A 17,796-nucleotide genomic window follows, 5' to 3' on the forward strand; every position below is an offset into this window, starting at 1 on the left:
GCAGTGCTCATCCCACGCAAGGTCAGGCACCGCAAGCAGCACCACCCCAAGCGGAGTGGCGCTGCCAAGGGCGGTACCAAGGTCACCTTCGGTGAGTTCGGTATCCAGGCGTTGCAGCCTGCCTACGTGACCAACCGGCAGATCGAGTCCGCTCGTATCGCCATCAACCGGCACATTCGTCGTGGCGGCAAGGTGTGGATCAACATCTTCCCGGACCGTCCGCTGACGAAGAAGCCCGCCGAGACCCGCATGGGTTCCGGTAAGGGTTCGCCGGAGTACTGGATCGCGAACGTCAAGCCGGGCCGGGTCATGTTCGAGCTGAGCTTCCCGAACGAGACTGTCGCGCGCGAGGCACTGACGAGGGCGATCCACAAGCTCCCCATGAAGTGCCGCATCGTCACGCGTGAAGGTGGTGACTTCTGATGGCCGCTGGTACTCAGGCATCCGAGATGCGCGAGCTGAACGACGAAGAGCTCGTACTGCGTCTCCGTGAGGCGAAGGAAGAGCTGTTCAACCTTCGTTTCCAGATGGCGACCGGGCAGATGGACAACAACCGCCGGCTCCGCACGGTCCGGCACGACATTGCCCGGATCTACACCGTGATGCGAGAGCGTGAGCTGGGCCTCTCTGTGTCCCCCGACGAGGTTTCCAGTGATGAGGGTGCCGCATGAGTGAGACGACTGAGACACAGCAGACGCGCGGCCGCAGGAAGGTCCGCGAGGGCCTGGTCGTGTCGAGCAAGATGGACAAGACGATCGTGGTCTCGCTTGAGGACCGCAAGAAGCACCCGCGCTACAGCAAGGTGCTGCGGTCCACCACCAAGGTCAAGGCGCACGACGAGGAGAACACCGCCGGTGTCGGCGACCGCGTGCTGCTGATGGAGACCCGTCCGCTGTCGGCCACGAAGCGCTGGCGACTGGTGGAGATCTTGGAGAGGGCAAAGTGATTCAGCAGGAGTCGCGACTGCGCGTCGCCGACAACACGGGTGCGAAGGAGATCCTCTGCATCCGCGTGCTCGGCGGCTCCGGTCGGCGCTACGCGGGAATCGGCGACATCATCGTCGCCACCGTCAAGGACGCGATGCCCGGCGCCGGGGTGAAGAAGGGTGACGTCGTCAAGGCCGTCATCGTCCGCACCTCGAAGGAGCGTCGTCGTCCGGATGGCAGCTACATCCGGTTCGACGAGAACGCCGCCGTGCTGATCAAGCCGGACAACGAGCCGCGCGGGACGCGCATCTTCGGACCGGTCGGTCGCGAGCTGCGCGACAAGAAGTTCATGAAGATCATCTCGCTGGCTCCGGAGGTGCTCTGACATGAAGATCAAGAAGGGTGACACGGTCGTCGTCATCGCGGGCAAGGACAAGGGCGCGAAGGGGAAGGTCATCCAGTCCTACCCCGAGCGCGGCAAGATCCTTGTCGAGGGCGTCAACCGGATCAAGAAGCACACCCGGATCAGCCAGACGCAGCGCGGCGCCCAGTCGGGCGGGATCGTCACCCAGGAGGCGGCGATCGACGTGAGCAACGTGATGATCGTCGGCGACGACGGCAAGCCCACCCGCGTCGGCTACAAGTTCGACGACGACGGCCGCAAGGTCCGGATCTCGCGTCGCACCGGGAAGGAGATCTGATGACCACCGCAGAGAAGACCATCCCGCGGCTCAAGACCCGGTACCGCGAGGAGATCGCGAGCGGTCTGCAGGAGGAGTTCTCGTTCGAGAACGCCATGCTGATCCCGCGCGTGGTCAAGGTCGTGGTGAACATGGGCGTCGGCGACGCCGCCCGTGACGGCAAGCTGATCGAGGGTGCCCTGCGTGACCTCTCGCTGATCACCGGCCAGAAGCCGCAGGTGCGGCGGGCCACCAAGTCCATCGCGCAGTTCAAGCTGCGTGAGGGCATGCCGATCGGCGCGAAGGTGACTCTGCGCGGCGACCGCATGTGGGAGTTCCTGGACCGGCTGCTGACGATCGCGCTGCCGCGTATCCGTGACTTCCGCGGTCTCTCGCCGAAGCAGTTCGACGGCAACGGCAACTACACGTTCGGTCTCAACGAGCAGTCGATGTTCCACGAGATCAACCCGGACTCGATCGACCGTCCGCGTGGTATGGACATCACCGTCGTCACCACCGCGACCAACAACGAGGAGGGCAGGGCGCTGCTGCGGCGCCTGGGCTTCCCGTTCAAGGAGAACTGAGCGATGGCCAAGAAAGCCCTGGTCCACAAGGCCGCGCAGAAGCCGAAGTTCAAGGTGCGTGGTTACACGCGCTGCCAGCGGTGCGGCCGGCCCCGCGCGGTCTTCCGCAAGTTCGGCCTCTGCCGCATCTGCCTGCGGGAGATGGCCCACCGCGGCGAGCTCCCCGGCGTGAACAAGTCCAGCTGGTAATCCAGATATATCCATCCCGCCACAGGCCCGCTCTGCTGAAGGGCATGGGAACCATGGCGAGAAAGGTTGACAGGTCACCATGACGATGACCGACCCGATCGCAGACTTCTTGACTCGTCTGCGTAACGCCAACTCGGCGTACCACGACGAGGTCGTGCTGCCGCACTCGAAGTTGAAGGCCAACATCGCGGAGATCCTCAAGCGCGAGGGCTACATCGCGGGCTACCGCGACGAAGACGGTGAGAAGGGCAAGAACCTCGTCGTCGAGCTCAAGTACGGCCCGAACCGGGAGCGCAGCATCGCTGGTCTCCGCCGGGTGTCGAAGCCCGGCCTTCGGGTGTACGCGAAGTCGACCGGTTTGCCCAAGGTGCTCGGTGGCCTCGGCGTGGCGATCATCTCCACGTCCGCCGGCCTCCTGACGGACCGGCAGGCAGGCAAACAGCGGATGGGCGGGGAAGTCCTCGCCTACGTGTGGTAACGGGAAAGGGGAGAGTAGATGTCTCGCATCGGTAAGCTGCCGATCCCTGTCCCGTCCGGCGTGGACGTGAAGATCGACGGCCAGCAGGTCAGCGTGAAGGGTCCCAAGGGGACTCTCTCGCACACGATCGTGGAGCCGATCGTCCTGGAGCGCGGCGAGGACGGCGTCCTCGAGGTCAAGCGCCCCGACGACGAGCGCCGCAACCGCGCGTTGCACGGTCTGACCCGGTCACTGGTGAACAACCTGGTGGTCGGCGTCACCGAAGGCTACGAGAAGAAGCTCGAGATCCACGGCGTCGGTTACCGCGTCCAGCTCAAGGGTTCGGACCTGGAGTTCTCGTTGGGCTTCAGCCACCCGGTCAAGGTCTCGCCGCCGGAGGGCATCACCTTCGCGGTCGAGAACCCGACCCGGTTCTCCGTCCAGGGCATCGACAAGCAGCGGGTCGGCGAGATCGCCGCGAACATTCGCAAGCTGCGCAAGCCCGACCCGTACAAGGGCAAGGGCGTGCGGTACGCGGGCGAGAAGATCCGCCGCAAGGTCGGAAAGACGGGTAAGTGATCATGAGCGAAGCGACTGTTACCAAGCGCCGGAAGCCGCTGGGCAAGGACATCTCGACGCGTCGTCGGGTGTCCAAGGCCCGCCGCCACTTCCGGGTCCGCCGGAAGGTCAGCGGCACGGCCGAGCGGCCGCGTCTGTCGGTCACGAGGTCGTCGCGGCACATCGTGGCGCAGCTGGTCGACGACCTGACAGGCACGACGATCGCGTCGGCATCCACCCTCGAGGCGGACGTTCGGGCGCTGGACGGCGACAAGAAGGCGCGTGCGGCCAAGGTCGGCCAGCTCGTTGCCGACCGCGCCAAGAGTGCCGGCGTCTCGAAGATCGTGTTCGACCGCGGTGGCAACGACTACCACGGCCGGATCGCGGCCCTCGCCGACGCGGCTCGGGAAGCCGGGCTGGAGTTCTGATCATGTACGAGTACACGGGAAGGATCGCCTGATGCCGGGACGTTCACGGCAATTCGGCGGCGGCCAGCAGGGCGGCCAGGGCGGTGACAACCGCGGAGACCGCGGTGACCGTCGGGACCGCAGGGACCGTCGCGATGGGGGCCGTGGCGGGGCGGCCCAGGACAAGACCGCGCACATCGAACGCGTGGTGGCCATCAACCGGGTCGCCAAGGTCGTGAAGGGTGGTCGCCGGTTCAGCTTCACCGCGCTGGTCGTGGTGGGCGACGGTGACGGCATGGTCGGTGTCGGCTACGGCAAGGCGAAGGAGGTGCCGGCCGCGATCGCCAAGGGAATTGAGGAGGCGAAGAAGAACTTCTTCAAGGTCCCGAGGATCGCAGGCACCATTCCGCACCCGATCCAGGGTGAGCGTGCCGCCGGTGTCGTGCTCCTGCGTCCGGCTTCCGCCGGTACCGGCGTCATCGCCGGTGGCCCGGTGCGTGCCGTGCTGGAGTGCGCCGGTGTCCACGACGTGCTGTCGAAGTCGCTCGGCAGCGACAACGCGATCAACATCGTGCACGCCACGGTGGCCGCGCTTAAGGGTCTGCAGCGTCCGGAGGAGGTCGCGGCTCGCCGCGGTCTGCCGCTGGAGGACGTGGCCCCGGCCGGCATGCTCCGTGCGCGTGCGCAGGCTGGTCAGGGGAAGTGACATGGCACAGCTCAAGGTGACCCAGGTCCGTAGCGTCATCGGGACCAAGCGCAACCACCGGGAGTCGCTGCGCACGCTCGGGCTGCGGAAGATCCGCCAGTTCACCGTGCGTGAGGACACCCCGCAGGTTCGCGGCCTGATCCACACCGTCCGTCACCTCGTGACGGTCGAGGAGGTCGAAGACTGATGGCCATCAAGATCCACCACCTCCGTCCGGCGCCGGGCGCCAAGTCGGAGAAGAAGCGGGTCGGCCGTGGTGAAGGCGGCAAGGGCGGCAAGACCGCGGGCCGCGGCACCAAGGGCACCAAGGCACGGAAGAACGTGCCTGCCCGCTTCGAGGGCGGCCAGATGCCGATCCACATGCGGCTGCCGAAGCTGCGTGGCTTCAAGAACCGGTTCCGCACCGAGTACCAGCCGGTGAACGTCGGCGACATCGCCACCGCGTTCCCCGACGGTGGTTCGGTGGGCGTGGCCGAGCTGGTCGAGGCCGGTCTCGTCCGCAAGAACACGCTGGTGAAGGTGCTCGGCGACGGTGACCTGTCGTTGAAGCTCGACATCACCGCGCACAAGTTCTCGAAGTCCGCGGCCGAGAAGCTCTCGGCGGCGGGCGGCAGCGCCACCACGCTGTAGGACAGATCTGAACGAAACGGCCGGCAGGGTTCGCCCTGCCGGCCGTTTCGTGTCGCCCGCCGGGTAGTACCCGGTGCACTGATCGTGACGTTTCCGTGCTGTGTCCGACCTTGCCGATGCGCAACGCTCCAGTTATGACCATGGGGGAGCGGCCGGTCTATCCGGTGGCGATGTCGACGCTCGCGCACACCACGACGGGCCCGGCGCGCTGGCACCCGACCCGCGTCACGGCCGCGCTGTTGTCCTTCTGCGCGATGCTGCTGGTGTTCGTCGGCTCGTTCCTCCCGCTGTACTCGAGCACGCTCAGCGTCGGCTCTGACGAGCTCGAGGTGACGATCTCCCCGTGGAGCGCCGACGTCAGCGGTCCCACCGAACCCGGCGAGGTCCCCGCGCTCGGCTACCCGCTGGTCTTCGCCGCGATCATCCTCGCCTGCGCGGCGGCACTGTGCTGGTACGCGGCGATCCCTGCCGCGACCCAGGGCGTCGGCCGCGTGGCCGCCACGACGACGGTGATCGGTGGTGGTTTCCTCATCGGCACGGTGTGGACCGCCGCGCTGGTGGTGATGGCCGGCATCGAGAACGTGATCCTCCTCGGCACCATGGCTCCCGGTTTCGAGACGGAAGCGACGTACCTGGTGGGCTACTGGCTGCTGCTGGTGGCGGCCGTGCTGGGCCTCGGCGCGGCCGTGCTGGCCCTGATCCCGGTACGCCAGGCGACGTGGGCCCAGGCCAACCCGGACGTGTCGACCCCGCCGTACGGCATGGCGATGGCGGTACAGCCCCACGTCCCGCCGACGGCACAGCAGGCGTACCGGGCGCAGGACCTGTTCCAGATCGACCCGCTGACCGGGCGGCCACTGGCGCCCAGCCCACCGAGCGGCGTGCCGGTGGCCTACCAACAGCACCACCAGCCCACCCAGCCTCCGGCAACCCACCTGCCGGTCCCGCCGAGCACGCAGCCGGACCAGGACCCGGTCCCGGAGTCGCCTCCGGGACCGGATCCGGACGAGCACAAGCCCTAGCGTCCCGAACCGGAAATCTGGCACGTAATTCGGCGGCCCAGCTTCCTTCTGGCGGCGTTGCCGATCCACCCAAGTACAACCCGGTACGAGAGAGGATCGGCGCCTTGCCGGCAGAAACCTGGATCCACCGACTCACGCACCGCAATTCCGGTTCGGGACACTAGAACACCGGCACACCCTCACGAACCAGCCGCCAGTTCGGCGCGAAGAACGTCGACTCGTCGATGGTTCCCGCCTCCTGCGCGTAGTCGATCAGCGCCTGCCGGATCTCCACCTGTGCGTTGTAGACCACCGGCGCGGTGGACACGTGCGGGAACCCGCCACCGCCGGACCGCCGGTAGTTGTTCACCGCCACCACGAACTCCTGCGCCGGGTCCACGGCCACCCCATCGAAGGCGAGGCCGACGATCCGCGACCCGACCGGCCGGGAGATGTCCACGTCGTAGGTGACACCCGACAGCACGTCGTAGTTGTAGTCCGGCTGGCCACCGGCGTTGGTGAGCGTCTCCGGGTCCACCGGCGCGCCGGCAGGCGTCTGGTTGAAGTACTTCGCCGAGTACTCGAGGTAGTCCTTCACCTGGGCGCCGGTCATCGTGACCGCCTCGAGCGTGTTGTCGTAGATGTAGAGCCCGGCGATGTCGCGGATCGTCACCTGCCCGGCCGGGAACACCGCCGTGCGCGAGAACGGCGCCGCGATCGACAGCACCGGCTTGGCATCACCGACGGCCGAGGTCACCACGGAGGTCTGCACGGCGTTGATGTAGTCGAGGATCGCCGTGTCCTTGTACCGCGACTCGGCGGCCGACAGCTCGGACACCGACTCCGCGACGGGCTGGTTCACGTACGCGACGGTCTTGTCGTGCTGCTCGGTCATGAGCGACACGATCCTGGGGTCCTCCGGCACGGTGTTGGTGTTGAGCGTCGTCGACGACTTCGACGACACCTGCCACCGCCCGCGCGACCACGAGAGCTTGAAGTCCACGACCGACAGTCGCTGTCCCCACTTGCTCGGTTCGGTCAGCAGCACCTGCTGGCCGGTGACCTTGTTGGTCACGAACCGTTGCGGCACCTCGTTGTGCGCGTGTCCGAACAGGACCGCGTCGATGCCGGGCACCTCCTCGGCCACCATCGCCGACGCGTTCTCCACGGGGAGGTCGCCCTCGTAGGAGGACATGCCGTTGTCACCGGCGTGCGCGGTCACGAGCACCACGTCCGCGCCGAGCTTGCGGATGATCGGCACCCAGAACTTCGCCGACTCGACGAGGTCGGTGAACCGCAGCTTGCCTTCGACGTTCGCCTTGTCCCAGATGGCGATGCCCGGGTTGGTGAGCCCGAGGACACCGACCCGCACCGGCCGCTTCCCGTGCACCGGCATGGTTTTCATGGTGAACGGCAGGTAGGCGGGGATGCCGGTGCGCTCGTCGACCGCGTTCGCGCCGAGCACCGGCGCCTTCATCTGCCGGATCCATTTCGCCAGGAGCGGAAGGCCGTAGTTGAACTCGTGGTTCCCGAGGGTCACGGCGTCGTACCCGATGGCGTTCATGGCGCGTGCCATGGGATGCGTCACGCCGGTCTCCGTGATCGGCTCGACCTTCGCGTAGTAGTAGTCCAGGGGCGTGCCCTGGATGGTGTCGCCGGAGTCGAGCAGCATCGTCCTGCTCCGGCCGCGGTCGGCCCGGATCTGGTTCACGAGCGTCGACACCTTCGCGAGCCCGACGTCGTTGTGGGCACTGTCGTCGTACTCGGCGTTCTTGAAGTAGTCCCAGTTCAGGGCGTTGCCATGGAGGTCGGAGGACTCCATGACGGTGATGGTGACGTCGTTCCCGGCGGCGGCCGCCGGGGTGGCCGCGGCCATGCCCGCGGCCATGGCGACAGCGGCCGCCATGGCGAGAGGTTTGCGCATGCGTGCATCCCACCGCACGCGAATCCTCACGTCCACGCCTCCGAAAGGACTAGGCCGAACGGATGCGCCGGGGTCCTTAGCTACCAGGGGGTGCAGGAGCCACCCGAGGTGCTGTTAAAGTCGTGAGCACGCTTCGGGTGGAGTGCCCCCCGAAGCGTTCCTGGCTTGCCAGCTAGCTGGCGGCCAGGTTGTGTGTTCCGGCCGGTAACCAACCGGCAAAGCCGATCGTCGGCGAGAAGCGCCGGCGACGCCGAGGAGGTCCTTGCGTGCTCAGCGCCTTCCGCTCGGCTCTCGCGACGCCGGATCTGCGCCGCAAGATCCTTTTCACCCTGATGATCATTGGGATCTATCGGGTCGGCGCCATGCTGCCCTCCCCGGGTGTCTCGTATCCGAACGTGCAGAAGTGCATCGCGGACGTCGACAACCAGAGCATCTACCAGCTGCTGAACCTGTTCAGCGGCGGTGCGCTCCTGCAGTTGTCCGTCTTCGCGCTCGGCATCATGCCGTACATCACCGCGAGCATCATCATCCAGCTGCTGACCGTGGTCATCCCGCGGTTCGAGCAGCTGAAGAAGGAAGGCCAGTCCGGCCAGGGCAAGCTGACGCAGTACACCCGCTACCTGACCATCGGTCTCGCGGTGCTGCAGGCGACCGGCATCATCGCCATGGCCAACCGTGGTGGCCTGTTCGGTGACTGCCAGGACCCGATCATCCCGCAGAACGGGGTGTTCGACCTCGCGCTCATCGTGCTCACGATGACCGCGGGTACCGCCATCATCATGTGGTTCGGCGAGCTCATCACCGAGCGCGGCATCGGCAACGGCATGTCGCTGCTGATGTTCGTCAACATCGCGGCGCGGATCCCCGCCGAGGGTGGCAACATCCTCGAGAACAACGGCCCGCTGGTGTTCACCATCGTGTGCCTGTTCGGCCTCGCGATCATCGTCGGTGTGGTGTTCCTCGAGCAGGGGCAGCGCCGCATCCCGGTGCAGTACGCGAAGCGCATGGTCGGCCGTCGCATGTACGGCGGCACCTCGACCTACCTGCCGATGAAGGTCAACCAGGCAGGCGTCATCCCGATCATCTTCGCGTCCTCGCTGCTGTACCTGCCCGACCTGATCACCAGGCTCGCGGGCAACAGCAACAACTGGTGGACGAGGTTCGTCTCCGAGCACCTCACGAAGCAGTCCGACTGGGTGCACATCCTGGTCTACTTCGCGATGATCATCTTCTTCACGTACTTCTACATCAGCATCCAGTTCAACCCGAACGAGCGTGCTGACGACATGAAGAAGTACGGCGGCTTCATCCCCGGTATTCGTCCTGGTCGGCCGACCGCCGAGTACCTGCAGTTCGTGCTGAGCAGGATCACCCTCCCCGGGTCGATCTACCTCGGCATCATCGCGGTGCTGCCCAACTTCTTCCTGGACATCACCGGTGACGGCCAGAACCAGAACTTCCCCTTCGGCGGTACTGCTGTCTTGATCATGGTTGGCGTCGGCCTCGACACCGTCAAGCAGATCGAAAGCCAGCTCATGCAGCGAAACTACGAAGGGTTCCTCAAGTGACACGTCTCGTTCTTGTCGGTCCGCCCGGTGCGGGCAAAGGCACCCAGGCGACCGCGCTGAGCGAGAGGCTGGGCGTACCGCACATCTCCACGGGCGACCTGTTCCGCAAGAACATCGCCGAGGAGACCGAGCTTGGCCTGCAGGTCAAGCACATCCTGGACAGTGGTGGCCTCGTCCCCGACGAGGTCACCAACCAGATGCTGATCGAGCGCCTCGAGCGGCCCGACACGGAGAACGGCTTCCTGCTGGACGGTTTCCCGCGCAACATCGGCCAGGCGGACGTCCTGGCGAAGGTGCTGGCGGACTCCGCCCAGAAGCTCGACGCCGTGGTGCAGCTGCAGGTCGACGAGGACGTCGTGGTGGGGCGGCTCCTGTCCCGTGGTCGCAACGACGACAACGAGGACGTCATCCGGCACCGGCAGCACGTCTACCGGTCGGAGACGGCGCCGCTGCTCGACTACTACCGGGACGTGCTGGTCACCGTCGACGGCGTCGGCGAGGTCGGCGAGATCACCGAGCGGGTGCTGGCCGCGCTACGCGACCGGACGTGACCGGTGGACTGTTCGGCACGTTGCTCCGGCGGCGTGACAGCATGATCGAGCTGAAGACTCCAGCCGAGCTGGAGGCCATGCGTGCCGCGGGCCTCGTGGTGGCGAAGGCCCTCGCCGCGGTCACGGCCGCCGTCCGCCCCGGCATCAGCACGGGGGAGCTGGACGAGCTGGCGTTCGAGATCATCCGCGACGCGGGCGCGGTCCCGTCGTTCCTCGGCTACCACGACTACCCCGCCACGATCTGCGCCTCGGTGAACCACCAGATCGTGCACGGCATCCCTTCCCGCGACCAGGTGCTGGCCGACGGCGACCTGATCTCCGTGGACTGCGGGGCCATCCTCGACGGCTGGCACGGCGACTCCGCGGTGACGATCCCGGTGGGCACGGTCGCCGCCGCGGACCTGGCGCTGTCCGACGCCACCCGCGCGGCGATGGAGGCCGGCATCAAGGCCGTCCGCCCGGACGCCCGCCTTACCGACATCTCGCACGCCATCGAGGAATCCGTCCACGCAACGGAACGCGCGTCGGGCACGACGTACGGCATCGTCCGCGAGTACGGCGGCCACGGCATCGGCCGGGCCATGCACATGGAGCCGTTCCTGCCGAACTACGGCAAGCCGGGCAAGGGCCCGCGCCTGCGGGTCGGCATGGCCATCGCGATCGAGCCGATGCTGACCATCGGCCGCGAGCAGACCGAGGAGCTCGACGACGGCTGGACCGTGGTCACCGCGGATGGCTCCAGGGCCGCCCACTGGGAACACACGGTGGCCATCACCGACGACGGGCCATGGGTGCTGACGGCGCCCTGACCGTGCGTTGACGTTGTCTGCGAGCCCCTCGGCGTGCCGCCGGTGACACTGGGAAGCCTCACCGGGTGACGCTGTCAGGCCATCGCTGGGCATCGGGCCGGAAAACCTAACACAGGGTGACGAAATCTCACCCAATAGAGGCGGCGATGGCGGCTACCATTGCTGTGAGCCTCGTCATCGCCTGCACATAACCCCCTGGGTGCCGCGCCGTCAACAGCGCGCGTACACTAGTTCGGTGGCGCACTCGTTGCGCCGTTTCCGTCATGCGTGTGACCAGTTACGGATACATGCCTGGCGGCCTGCGTAGACCAAGAAACGAAACGCGGAGGACATGGGCAAGAAGGACGGGGCCATCGAGGTCGAAGGCCGTGTGGTGGAGCCGCTCCCCAACGCGATGTTCCGTGTCGAGTTGGAGAACGGACACAAGGTTCTCGCACACATCAGCGGCAAGATGCGGCAGCACTACATCCGCATCCTGCCCGAGGACCGAGTGGTCGTGGAGCTTTCGCCCTACGACCTGTCCCGCGGCCGAATCGTCTACCGCTACAAGTAGAGCCATCGATGGAGAGACAGGGACGTGAAGGTCCAGCCGAGCGTCAAGAAGATCTGTGACAAGTGCAAGGTGATCCGCCGTCACGGCCGGGTCATGGTGATCTGCGAGAACCTGCGTCACAAGCAACGTCAGGGCTGATCACAGCACAGCAGACATAAGAGGCCCTCCCCACACCTACCGAGCCACACGGGCTCGGTTCACCCTCGGACCAGGCCGGGGCCCGCATTTTGCGGGGCGGTTGGGGAGCAGACCTGGAAGACCCTTCAAGAGGAGATATGGCACGCGTTTCTGGCGTCGACCTCCCCCGCGAAAAGCGGATGGAGATCGCGCTGACCTATATCTACGGCATCGGCCGTACCCGCTCCAAGGAGCTGCTGACCGCAACCGGCATCAACCCGGACCTGCGCGCCAAGGACCTGTCCGACGAGGACGTGGCGAAGCTCCGCGAGCACATCGAGACCAACTACAAGGTCGAGGGTGACCTCCGCCGCGAGGTGAACGCGGACATCCGCCGGAAGATCGAAATCGGCTGTTACGAGGGTCTTCGCTGGCGTCGCGGCCTGCCTGTCCGCGGCCAGCGCACGAAGACGAACGCCCGTACCCGCAAGGGCCCCAAGAAGACGGTCGCCGGCAAGAAGAAGGCTGGGAAGAAGTGAGCACGGTCGTATCGGTCGTCCCTCAGAGGCGACGCAACCGTCAGTTCGTGGCTCTGCAGGTCGCCCCCAAGGCGCGCCCGCAGGCACTTCGCGACCTGTACCGGGATTACGGCACGGTCATCCGCCACGCGGACCGCGACTCCAACTCGGAGTCCGAGTCCGACACCACCCAGACTTCGCGTTAACAGGAGCACCCACCAGACATGCCACCCAAGTCTCGTCAGGGCGCCGGAGTCAAGAAGGTCCGGCGCAAGGAAAAGAAGAACGTCGCTCACGGCCACGCGCACATCAAGAGCACGTTCAACAACACGATCGTGTCCATCACCGACCCGAGCGGCAACGTGATCAGCTGGGCGTCCAGCGGCCACGTCGGCTTCAAGGGCTCGCGTAAGTCGACGCCGTTCGCCGCGCAGATGGCCGCGGAGAACGCGGCCCGCAAGGCGGCCGAGCACGGCATGCGCAAGGTCGATGTCTTCGTGAAGGGCCCCGGCTCCGGCCGGGAGACCGCGATCCGTTCGCTGCAGGCGGCGGGCCTCGAGGTCGGCACCATCCAGGACGTCACGCCACAGCCGCACAACGGGTGCCGCCCGCCCAAGCGGCGCCGGGTCTAAGGGAACGGGGGACTAGAGAGAAATGGCTCGTTACACCGGACCCGTGACCCGCAAGTCACGTCGTTTCAAGGTCGACCTGGTCGGTGGCGACCGCTCGTTCGAGCGTCGTCCGTACCCCCCGGGTCAGCACGGCCGCGGCCGCATCAAGGAGAGCGAGTACCTCCTGCAGCTGCAGGAGAAGCAGAAGGCCCGCTACACGTACGGTGTGCTGGAGCGTCAGTTCCGCCGCTACTACGAGCAGGCCGCGCGCACCAAGGGCAAGACCGGTGAGGCACTGCTGCAGCTCCTCGAGGCCCGGCTGGACAACGTGGTGTACCGCGCGGGTCTCGCCCGCACGCGTCGCCAGGCCCGTCAGCTGGTCAGCCACGGTCACTTCATCGTGAACGGCAAGAAGGTCAACGTCCCGAGCTTCCAGGTGTCGAAGTTCGACATCATCGATGTGAAGCCGAAGTCGGTCAACACGTTGCCGTTCGTGGCCGCCAAGGAGTCCTTCGGCGACCGGCCGATTCCGGGCTGGCTGCAGGTCGTGCAGTCCAACCTGCGGATCCTCGTGCACCAGCTGCCCGAGCGCGCGCAGATCGACGTGCCAGTGCAGGAACAGCTGATCGTCGAGTTCTACTCCAAGTGATCGTCGCCCGGCGGTGGCCCTCAGGGGCCACCGCCGGGTTCATCCCGGTGGGCGTCAAATAGCGGTCGCCCCTGAGGTAAAGGAAACAAGAAAGTGCTGATTTCTCAGCGGCCCTCGCTCGGCGAGGAGCCGGTCAACGAGACGCGCTCCCGGTTCACCATCGAGCCTCTGGAGCCGGGTTTCGGCTACACGCTGGGCAACTCGCTGCGGCGGACCCTGCTGTCGTCGATCCCGGGTGCGTCCGTCACGAGCATCCGTATCGACGGTGTGCTGCACGAGTTCACCACCGTGCCGGGCGTGAAGGAAGACGTCACCGACATCATCCTCAACCTCAAGGAGCTCGTGGTCAGCTCCGAGGAGGACGAGCCCGTCACCATGTACCTGCGCAAGCAGGGCCCTGGTGAGGTCAGCGCGGGCGACATCGTGCCGCCCGCCGGTGTCACCGTGCACAACCCCGACCTCCACATCGCCACGCTGAACGGCAAGGGCAAGCTGGAGATCGAGCTCGTCGTCGAGCGCGGCCGCGGCTACGTGCCCGCTGTGCAGAACAAGCAGGCTGGTGCCGAGATCGGCCGGATCCCGGTCGACTCGATCTACTCGCCGGTGCTGCGGGTCACCTACAAGGTCGAGGCCACGCGTGTCGAGCAGCGCACCGACTTCGACCGGCTGATCCTCGACGTCGAGACGAAGCCGTCGATCACCCCGCGGGACGCCGTCGCGTCGGCCGGCAAGACGCTGGTCGAGCTGTTCGGTCTCGCCCGCGAGCTCAACGTGGACGCCGAGGGCATCGAGATCGGTCCGTCGCCGCAGGAGGCGGACACCATCGCCGCCTACGCGATGCCGATCGAGGACCTCGACCTCACCGTTCGTTCGTACAACTGCCTCAAGCGCGAGGGCATCCACACCGTGGGTGAGCTCGTCTCGCGCAGCGAGGCCGATCTGCTGGACATCCGCAACTTCGGCGCGAAGTCGATCGACGAGGTCAAGATGAAGCTCGTCGGTCTCGGCCTGGCGCTGAAGGACAGCCCGCCCGGGTTCGACCCGACGACCGCCGCCTCGGACTACTCGAACGAGGGCTGGTCGGACAGCGGCGTTGGCGCGGACACCGGCAGTGACGATGGCCAGGACTACGCGGAGACGGAGCAGTTGTAATGCCCACGCCAACCAAGGGCGCCCGCCTGGGCGGCTCGCCGGCTCACGAGCGGCTGATGCTGGCAAACCTTGCCACATCGCTGTTCCAGCACGGTCGGATCACCACCACCCAGACCAAGGCCAAGAAGCTGCGGCCGTACGCGGAGCGTCTGATCACCAAGGCGAAGGTGGGTGACCTCCACAACCGCCGCATGATCATGCGGGTGATCCGGGACCAGGAGGTCGTGCACCGCCTCGTCACGGAGATCGGCCCGTTCTTCGCGGACCGCAACGGCGGCTACACCCGCATCCTGAAGACGATCCCGCGCAAGGGCGACAACGCCCCCATGGCGATCATCGAACTGGTGCAGGAGAAGACCGTCACCGCGGAGGCCGAGGCCGCCCGCAAGACGAAGTTCGCCAAGGACGAGAAGGCCGCCACCCCCGCCAAGGAGACCAAGGCGGAGGACACGACCGAGGCTCCGGCCGAGGACGTCGAGGTCGAGGAGAGCACGTCGGACGACGAGCACCCCTACGGCGCGGGCAGCCACGTCGCGCTGGAGGACGGCTCGCAGCCGGAGGGCTTCCCGATCAAGGGCAACGCCGACTCGAACCTGTACCACGAGCCGGACACGCAGTACTACGACCGGACCGTCGCCGAGGTGTGGTTCGCCACCGCCGAGGACGCGGAGAGCGCTGGCTTCAGCAAGCCCGTGTCGCAGGAAGACGAGTCCTGACCGGTTTCGCTCCGGACGAGCCCGTCGCCCCCAGGGGCGGCGGGCTCGTCCGATTCGTGCTCGGCATCGCCTACGACGGCACGGATTTCTCGGGCTGGGCCCGCCAACCGGGCCGCCGCACGGTGTGCGCGGTCATCGAGGACACCTTGTCGATGGTCCTGCGCCACGACACCCGCCTGACCGTCGCGGGCAGGACCGACGCTGGCGTGCACGCGTCCGGCCAGGTGGCGCACACGGACCTGCCCTCGGTTCCCGACCCGAACCGCCTCGCGCGCGCACTGCCATCGGACGTCAGGGTGCACTCGATCACCGAGGCACCACCGGGCTTCGACGCCCGCTTCTCGGCCGTCCGCAGGCACTACGCCTACCGCGTGTGCGACCGCCAGTGGTCCGCGAACCCACTACGCCGCCACGACACGGTGACCTGGCCCCGCGCACTCGATGTGGACGCGATGAACGACGCGTCGTCACTTCTGCTGGGACTCAACAACTTCGTCGCGTTCTGCCGCCGCCGCGAAGGCGCAACGACGATCCGTGACCTGCAACGCCTTTCGTGGGCGCGAGATGGCGACGTGGTGACGGCCACGGTGTCGGCGGACGCGTTCTGCCACTCGATGGTGCGCAGCCTGGTGGGCGCCCTGCTGGCGGTGGGCGAGGGCCGCAAGCCAGCCGAATGGCCGTCGTCACTGCTGAAGGCGGAGACCCGCCCGAGCACGATCACCGTCGCCCCGGCACACGGCCTCACCCTGACCGGCGTCGACTACCCACCCCCGGACCAACTGGCCGCACGCGCGGAACAAACCCGCGCCATACGGAAACACTTCTGACCCCGCCGCTTGGTCTCGCCGTTGCCTCCGGGGGCTCCGCGCCGGTTGTCCACAACCCCCTGGGTTGTCCACAGCGCAGCTCTCCGCCGCCGGAATTGTCACCCCCTGCCCGTAGGCTGGAAACCGGGGGCCGGAGGCCAGACATGGAACGGCGCTCCCCGCCAAGGGCGGGGAGCGCCGTAAACAACTGCCGGATCAGAGGTCGAGCGTCCAACCCGTCAGTGCGCCCGTGTCAGCGCCGAAGATGTCCTGCACGCGCAGCGACCACGCACCGTTCGCCGCCTTCGCGGAGGCGTCCACCGCGAACGTCTGGTTCACGTCGTCCGCGCTGTCGGACCCGCTGGAGTTCTTCAGCCGGTAGACGGTGCCGTCCGGGGCGACCAGGTCGACCACCAGGTCACCGCGGTACGTGTGGGTGATCTGCACGTTCACGGCGGAGGTCGCCGAGGCGTTGCCCTCGCAGCCGCTGATCTCGATCGTGCTGGTCACCGCCGCGCCGGCGTCCGGAATGGCCACCCGGGTGGCGTTGGCGACGGCCGCACAACCCGTCGGGTCGGGGTCGGTGCCGCCGGCGCCCGTGTACAGGAGCACGTTCGGCGAGCCCGTGCCCGCGTCGGTGATCTTGTCCGGGGTGCCGTTGGCCACGAGCGCGTCGCGGACGGCCTGCGGGGTGGCGTCCGGGTGGTCGGCCAGGTAGAGCGAGGCCGCGCCGGCCACGTGCGGGGTCGCCATCGACGTGCCGCTGATCGTGTTGGTGCCGCCGTCGAGCCAGTCGGACGTGATGCCCAGGCCCGGCGCGAAGATGTCGGTGCAGGTGCCGATGTTCGAGAACGACGCGCGTGCGTCGCCCTCGGTCGACGCGTTCACCGTGATCGCCTCCGGCACGCGGGCCGGGGAGAAGTCGCACGCGTCGGCGCCGGAGGAGTTGCCGGACGCGATCGCGTAGGTGACGCCCGCCGCGATGGAGCTCTGCGTGGCCGCGTCGATCGCCGCGTCGACGCCGCCGCCGAGGCTCATGTTCGCCGTGGCCGGCTTGACCGCGTTGGCGGTCACCCAGTCGATGCCCGCGACGACCTGCTCGGTCGTGCCGGAGCCCGCGCAGTCCAGGACCCGCACCGCGACCAGGTTGACCTCCTTGGCCACACCGTGGGTCGCGCCGCCGACGGTGCCGCCGACGTGCGTGCCGTGGCCGTGGCAGTCGTCCGCCGAGCCGCCGTCGATCGCGTCGAAGCCCGAGGTGGCGCGACCGCCGAAGTCGGGGTGGTCGAGGTCCATGCCGGTGTCGATGATGTACGCGTGCACGTTCGACGCCGTCGTCGAGGCCGCGTAGCTGTCGTCCAGCGGCAGGTTGCGCTGGTCGACCCGGTCGAGACCCCACGACGCGACGTCGGTGATCCGCATCGTCTGGTTCTGCTGCACGAACGACACGTTCGGGTCGGCGGCGAGCTGCTTGGCCTGCTGCTCGCTCATCGACGCGGCGAACCCGTTCAGCGTCTGGTACCGGCGCGTCACCTCGACGCCTGCCGTCGCGGTGGTCGCCGCGATGCCGTCCTTGAAGACGACGATGTAGCTGCCGTCGACCGCGGTGGCCGAGTCGGCGCCGAGGATCCTGCCCTCGGGTGCGGCGGCCGCCGGTGCGGCAGCCACGACGGCGAGCCCAACC

General features: G+C 67.3%; 27 protein-coding genes and 1 pseudogene. 26 read left to right on the forward strand and 2 right to left on the reverse strand.

Annotated features, from left to right (window positions below):
- The first annotated feature begins 3 nt into the window (after window positions 1-3).
- The 14 genes from rplP to WBA97_RS10825 all read left to right on the forward strand — a co-directional run bounded on the left by rplP (window position 4) and on the right by WBA97_RS10825 (window position 6,159).
- Window positions 4-423, forward strand: a complete 420-nt coding sequence (rplP, locus tag WBA97_RS10760) for a 50S ribosomal protein L16 (protein ID WP_424230601.1) — start codon at window positions 4-6, stop codon at window positions 421-423.
- Window positions 423-671: a 50S ribosomal protein L29 gene (rpmC, locus tag WBA97_RS10765; RefSeq protein WP_424230602.1), complete on the forward strand. Its 249-nt coding sequence runs from the start codon at window positions 423-425 to the stop codon at window positions 669-671. The genes rplP and rpmC overlap by 1 nt, the downstream gene beginning before the upstream one ends.
- A complete protein-coding gene (gene rpsQ / locus WBA97_RS10770) occupies window positions 668-946 on the forward strand; it encodes a 30S ribosomal protein S17 (RefSeq protein ID WP_424230603.1) in 279 nt (92 codons plus the stop codon). The genes rpmC and rpsQ overlap by 4 nt, the downstream gene beginning before the upstream one ends.
- Entirely contained in the window at window positions 943-1,311 is a 369-nt protein-coding gene (rplN, locus tag WBA97_RS10775; RefSeq protein WP_424230604.1) for a 50S ribosomal protein L14, read from the forward strand. The genes rpsQ and rplN overlap by 4 nt, the downstream gene beginning before the upstream one ends.
- A 1-nt stretch (window position 1,312) precedes the next feature.
- Complete coding sequence (gene rplX, locus WBA97_RS10780) at window positions 1,313-1,627, forward strand: 50S ribosomal protein L24 (protein ID WP_424230605.1); 315 nt, start codon at window positions 1,313-1,315, stop codon at window positions 1,625-1,627.
- The gene (rplE, locus tag WBA97_RS10785) at window positions 1,627-2,190 is read left to right on the forward strand and encodes a 50S ribosomal protein L5 (protein WP_424230606.1); all 564 of its coding nucleotides are present in this window, start codon (window positions 1,627-1,629) and stop codon (window positions 2,188-2,190) included. The genes rplX and rplE overlap by 1 nt, the downstream gene beginning before the upstream one ends.
- A gap of 3 nt (window positions 2,191-2,193) precedes the next feature.
- Window positions 2,194-2,379 (forward strand): type Z 30S ribosomal protein S14, encoded by a 186-nt coding sequence (locus WBA97_RS10790; RefSeq protein WP_378055816.1) that lies wholly within the window; start codon window positions 2,194-2,196, stop codon window positions 2,377-2,379.
- Between the two features lie 79 nt (window positions 2,380-2,458).
- Window positions 2,459-2,857: a 30S ribosomal protein S8 gene (rpsH, locus tag WBA97_RS10795; protein WP_424230607.1), complete on the forward strand. Its 399-nt coding sequence runs from the start codon at window positions 2,459-2,461 to the stop codon at window positions 2,855-2,857.
- 18 nt (window positions 2,858-2,875) lie between these two features.
- The gene (gene rplF, locus WBA97_RS10800; protein WP_424230608.1) at window positions 2,876-3,415 is read left to right on the forward strand and encodes a 50S ribosomal protein L6; all 540 of its coding nucleotides are present in this window, start codon (window positions 2,876-2,878) and stop codon (window positions 3,413-3,415) included.
- Between the two features lie 2 nt (window positions 3,416-3,417).
- Window positions 3,418-3,822, forward strand: a complete 405-nt coding sequence (gene rplR / locus WBA97_RS10805) for a 50S ribosomal protein L18 (protein ID WP_424230609.1) — start codon at window positions 3,418-3,420, stop codon at window positions 3,820-3,822.
- Between the two features lie 31 nt (window positions 3,823-3,853).
- The gene (rpsE, locus tag WBA97_RS10810) at window positions 3,854-4,507 is read left to right on the forward strand and encodes a 30S ribosomal protein S5 (protein ID WP_184815368.1); all 654 of its coding nucleotides are present in this window, start codon (window positions 3,854-3,856) and stop codon (window positions 4,505-4,507) included.
- Between the two features lies 1 nt (window position 4,508).
- On the forward strand, window positions 4,509-4,694 hold the full coding sequence (rpmD, locus tag WBA97_RS10815; RefSeq protein WP_424230610.1) for a 50S ribosomal protein L30: 186 nt from the start codon (window positions 4,509-4,511) through the stop codon (window positions 4,692-4,694).
- Window positions 4,691-5,137 carry a 50S ribosomal protein L15 gene (rplO, locus tag WBA97_RS10820; RefSeq protein WP_424230621.1) on the forward strand — a complete coding sequence of 149 codons (447 nt, stop codon included), beginning with the start codon at window positions 4,691-4,693 and terminating at the stop codon, window positions 5,135-5,137. Before rpmD ends, rplO begins: the two co-directional genes overlap by 4 nt.
- A gap of 140 nt (window positions 5,138-5,277) precedes the next feature.
- Window positions 5,278-6,159 (forward strand): hypothetical protein, encoded by an 882-nt coding sequence (locus WBA97_RS10825; RefSeq protein WP_424230611.1) that lies wholly within the window; start codon window positions 5,278-5,280, stop codon window positions 6,157-6,159.
- Window positions 6,160-6,319: 160 nt separating this feature from the next.
- Here the strand turns inward: WBA97_RS10825 and WBA97_RS10830 are convergent, their stop codons facing one another.
- Window positions 6,320-8,062 carry a bifunctional metallophosphatase/5'-nucleotidase gene (locus tag WBA97_RS10830; RefSeq protein ID WP_424230612.1) on the reverse strand — a complete coding sequence of 581 codons (1,743 nt, stop codon included), beginning with the start codon at window positions 8,060-8,062 and terminating at the stop codon, window positions 6,320-6,322.
- A gap of 266 nt (window positions 8,063-8,328) precedes the next feature.
- Between WBA97_RS10830 and secY the strand changes: the two genes are divergently transcribed.
- The 12 genes and pseudogenes from secY (at window position 8,329) to truA (ending at window position 16,133) form a co-directional block, all read left to right on the forward strand.
- On the forward strand, window positions 8,329-9,630 hold the full coding sequence (gene secY / locus WBA97_RS10835; protein WP_424230613.1) for a preprotein translocase subunit SecY: 1,302 nt from the start codon (window positions 8,329-8,331) through the stop codon (window positions 9,628-9,630).
- Window positions 9,627-10,181, forward strand: a complete 555-nt coding sequence (locus WBA97_RS10840; RefSeq protein ID WP_424230614.1) for an adenylate kinase — start codon at window positions 9,627-9,629, stop codon at window positions 10,179-10,181. The genes secY and WBA97_RS10840 overlap by 4 nt, the downstream gene beginning before the upstream one ends.
- Window positions 10,182-10,222: 41 nt before the next feature.
- The gene (gene map / locus WBA97_RS10845) at window positions 10,223-10,990 is read left to right on the forward strand and encodes a type I methionyl aminopeptidase (RefSeq protein ID WP_424230622.1); all 768 of its coding nucleotides are present in this window, start codon (window positions 10,223-10,225) and stop codon (window positions 10,988-10,990) included.
- A gap of 331 nt (window positions 10,991-11,321) precedes the next feature.
- Complete coding sequence (gene infA, locus WBA97_RS10850) at window positions 11,322-11,543, forward strand: translation initiation factor IF-1 (protein ID WP_005166804.1); 222 nt, start codon at window positions 11,322-11,324, stop codon at window positions 11,541-11,543.
- A 24-nt stretch (window positions 11,544-11,567) separates the two neighbouring features.
- Window positions 11,568-11,681, forward strand: a complete 114-nt coding sequence (gene rpmJ / locus WBA97_RS10855; protein WP_010148647.1) for a 50S ribosomal protein L36 — start codon at window positions 11,568-11,570, stop codon at window positions 11,679-11,681.
- 137 nt (window positions 11,682-11,818) lie between these two features.
- Window positions 11,819-12,199: a 30S ribosomal protein S13 gene (gene rpsM, locus WBA97_RS10860; RefSeq protein WP_424230615.1), complete on the forward strand. Its 381-nt coding sequence runs from the start codon at window positions 11,819-11,821 to the stop codon at window positions 12,197-12,199.
- 47 nt (window positions 12,200-12,246) lie between these two features.
- Entirely contained in the window at window positions 12,247-12,384 is a 138-nt protein-coding gene (locus WBA97_RS10865; RefSeq protein WP_424230616.1) for a hypothetical protein, read from the forward strand.
- Window positions 12,385-12,402: 18 nt separating this feature from the next.
- Window positions 12,403-12,810 (forward strand): 30S ribosomal protein S11, encoded by a 408-nt coding sequence (gene rpsK, locus WBA97_RS10870; RefSeq protein ID WP_184815380.1) that lies wholly within the window; start codon window positions 12,403-12,405, stop codon window positions 12,808-12,810.
- A gap of 22 nt (window positions 12,811-12,832) precedes the next feature.
- The gene (rpsD, locus tag WBA97_RS10875; RefSeq protein ID WP_424230617.1) at window positions 12,833-13,438 is read left to right on the forward strand and encodes a 30S ribosomal protein S4; all 606 of its coding nucleotides are present in this window, start codon (window positions 12,833-12,835) and stop codon (window positions 13,436-13,438) included.
- Window positions 13,439-13,531: 93 nt separating this feature from the next.
- The gene (locus WBA97_RS10880) at window positions 13,532-14,590 is read left to right on the forward strand and encodes a DNA-directed RNA polymerase subunit alpha (RefSeq protein ID WP_424230618.1); all 1,059 of its coding nucleotides are present in this window, start codon (window positions 13,532-13,534) and stop codon (window positions 14,588-14,590) included.
- A pseudogene (gene rplQ, locus WBA97_RS10885) lies at window positions 14,590-15,090 on the forward strand (50S ribosomal protein L17); the annotation flags it as partial. The gene WBA97_RS10880 and the pseudogene rplQ, both read left to right, overlap by 1 nt.
- A gap of 272 nt (window positions 15,091-15,362) precedes the next feature.
- Window positions 15,363-16,133: a tRNA pseudouridine(38-40) synthase TruA gene (truA, locus tag WBA97_RS10890; protein WP_424230619.1), complete on the forward strand. Its 771-nt coding sequence runs from the start codon at window positions 15,363-15,365 to the stop codon at window positions 16,131-16,133.
- 195 nt (window positions 16,134-16,328) lie between these two features.
- Here truA and WBA97_RS10895 read toward each other — a convergent pair.
- On the reverse strand, window positions 16,329-17,796 hold a 1,468-nt coding region (locus WBA97_RS10895), incomplete at its 5' end, for a S8 family peptidase (RefSeq protein WP_424230620.1).

The organism is Actinophytocola sp. (assembly GCF_049647105.1).
Taxonomy (GTDB): domain Bacteria; phylum Actinomycetota; class Actinomycetes; order Mycobacteriales; family Pseudonocardiaceae; genus Actinophytocola.

What these genes read in the sequence shown, in the direction of transcription:
- rpsM (WP_424230615.1), top strand. Translation starts at nt 11,819, where the DNA reads ATGGCACGCGTTTCTGGCGTCGACCTCCCCCGCGAAAAGCGGATGGAG.
- rpsQ (WP_424230603.1), top strand. Translation starts at nt 668, where the DNA reads ATGAGTGAGACGACTGAGACACAGCAGACGCGCGGCCGCAGGAAGGTC.
- rpmC (WP_424230602.1), top strand. Translation starts at nt 423, where the DNA reads ATGGCCGCTGGTACTCAGGCATCCGAGATGCGCGAGCTGAACGACGAA.
- rplR (WP_424230609.1), top strand. Translation starts at nt 3,418, where the DNA reads ATGAGCGAAGCGACTGTTACCAAGCGCCGGAAGCCGCTGGGCAAGGAC.
- rplX (WP_424230605.1), top strand. Translation starts at nt 1,313, where the DNA reads ATGAAGATCAAGAAGGGTGACACGGTCGTCGTCATCGCGGGCAAGGAC.
- rpsH (WP_424230607.1), top strand. Translation starts at nt 2,459, where the DNA reads ATGACGATGACCGACCCGATCGCAGACTTCTTGACTCGTCTGCGTAAC.
- WBA97_RS10825 (WP_424230611.1), top strand. Translation starts at nt 5,278, where the DNA reads ATGGGGGAGCGGCCGGTCTATCCGGTGGCGATGTCGACGCTCGCGCAC.
- WBA97_RS10790 (WP_378055816.1), top strand. Translation starts at nt 2,194, where the DNA reads ATGGCCAAGAAAGCCCTGGTCCACAAGGCCGCGCAGAAGCCGAAGTTC.
- rpmD (WP_424230610.1), top strand. Translation starts at nt 4,509, where the DNA reads ATGGCACAGCTCAAGGTGACCCAGGTCCGTAGCGTCATCGGGACCAAG.
- map (WP_424230622.1), top strand. Translation starts at nt 10,223, where the DNA reads ATGATCGAGCTGAAGACTCCAGCCGAGCTGGAGGCCATGCGTGCCGCG.
- infA (WP_005166804.1), top strand. Translation starts at nt 11,322, where the DNA reads ATGGGCAAGAAGGACGGGGCCATCGAGGTCGAAGGCCGTGTGGTGGAG.
- rplF (WP_424230608.1), top strand. Translation starts at nt 2,876, where the DNA reads ATGTCTCGCATCGGTAAGCTGCCGATCCCTGTCCCGTCCGGCGTGGAC.
- rpsK (WP_184815380.1), top strand. Translation starts at nt 12,403, where the DNA reads ATGCCACCCAAGTCTCGTCAGGGCGCCGGAGTCAAGAAGGTCCGGCGC.
- rpsD (WP_424230617.1), top strand. Translation starts at nt 12,833, where the DNA reads ATGGCTCGTTACACCGGACCCGTGACCCGCAAGTCACGTCGTTTCAAG.
- rplE (WP_424230606.1), top strand. Translation starts at nt 1,627, where the DNA reads ATGACCACCGCAGAGAAGACCATCCCGCGGCTCAAGACCCGGTACCGC.
- rpsE (WP_184815368.1), top strand. Translation starts at nt 3,854, where the DNA reads ATGCCGGGACGTTCACGGCAATTCGGCGGCGGCCAGCAGGGCGGCCAG.
- WBA97_RS10830 (WP_424230612.1), bottom strand. Translation starts at nt 8,062, where the DNA reads ATGCGCAAACCTCTCGCCATGGCGGCCGCTGTCGCCATGGCCGCGGGC.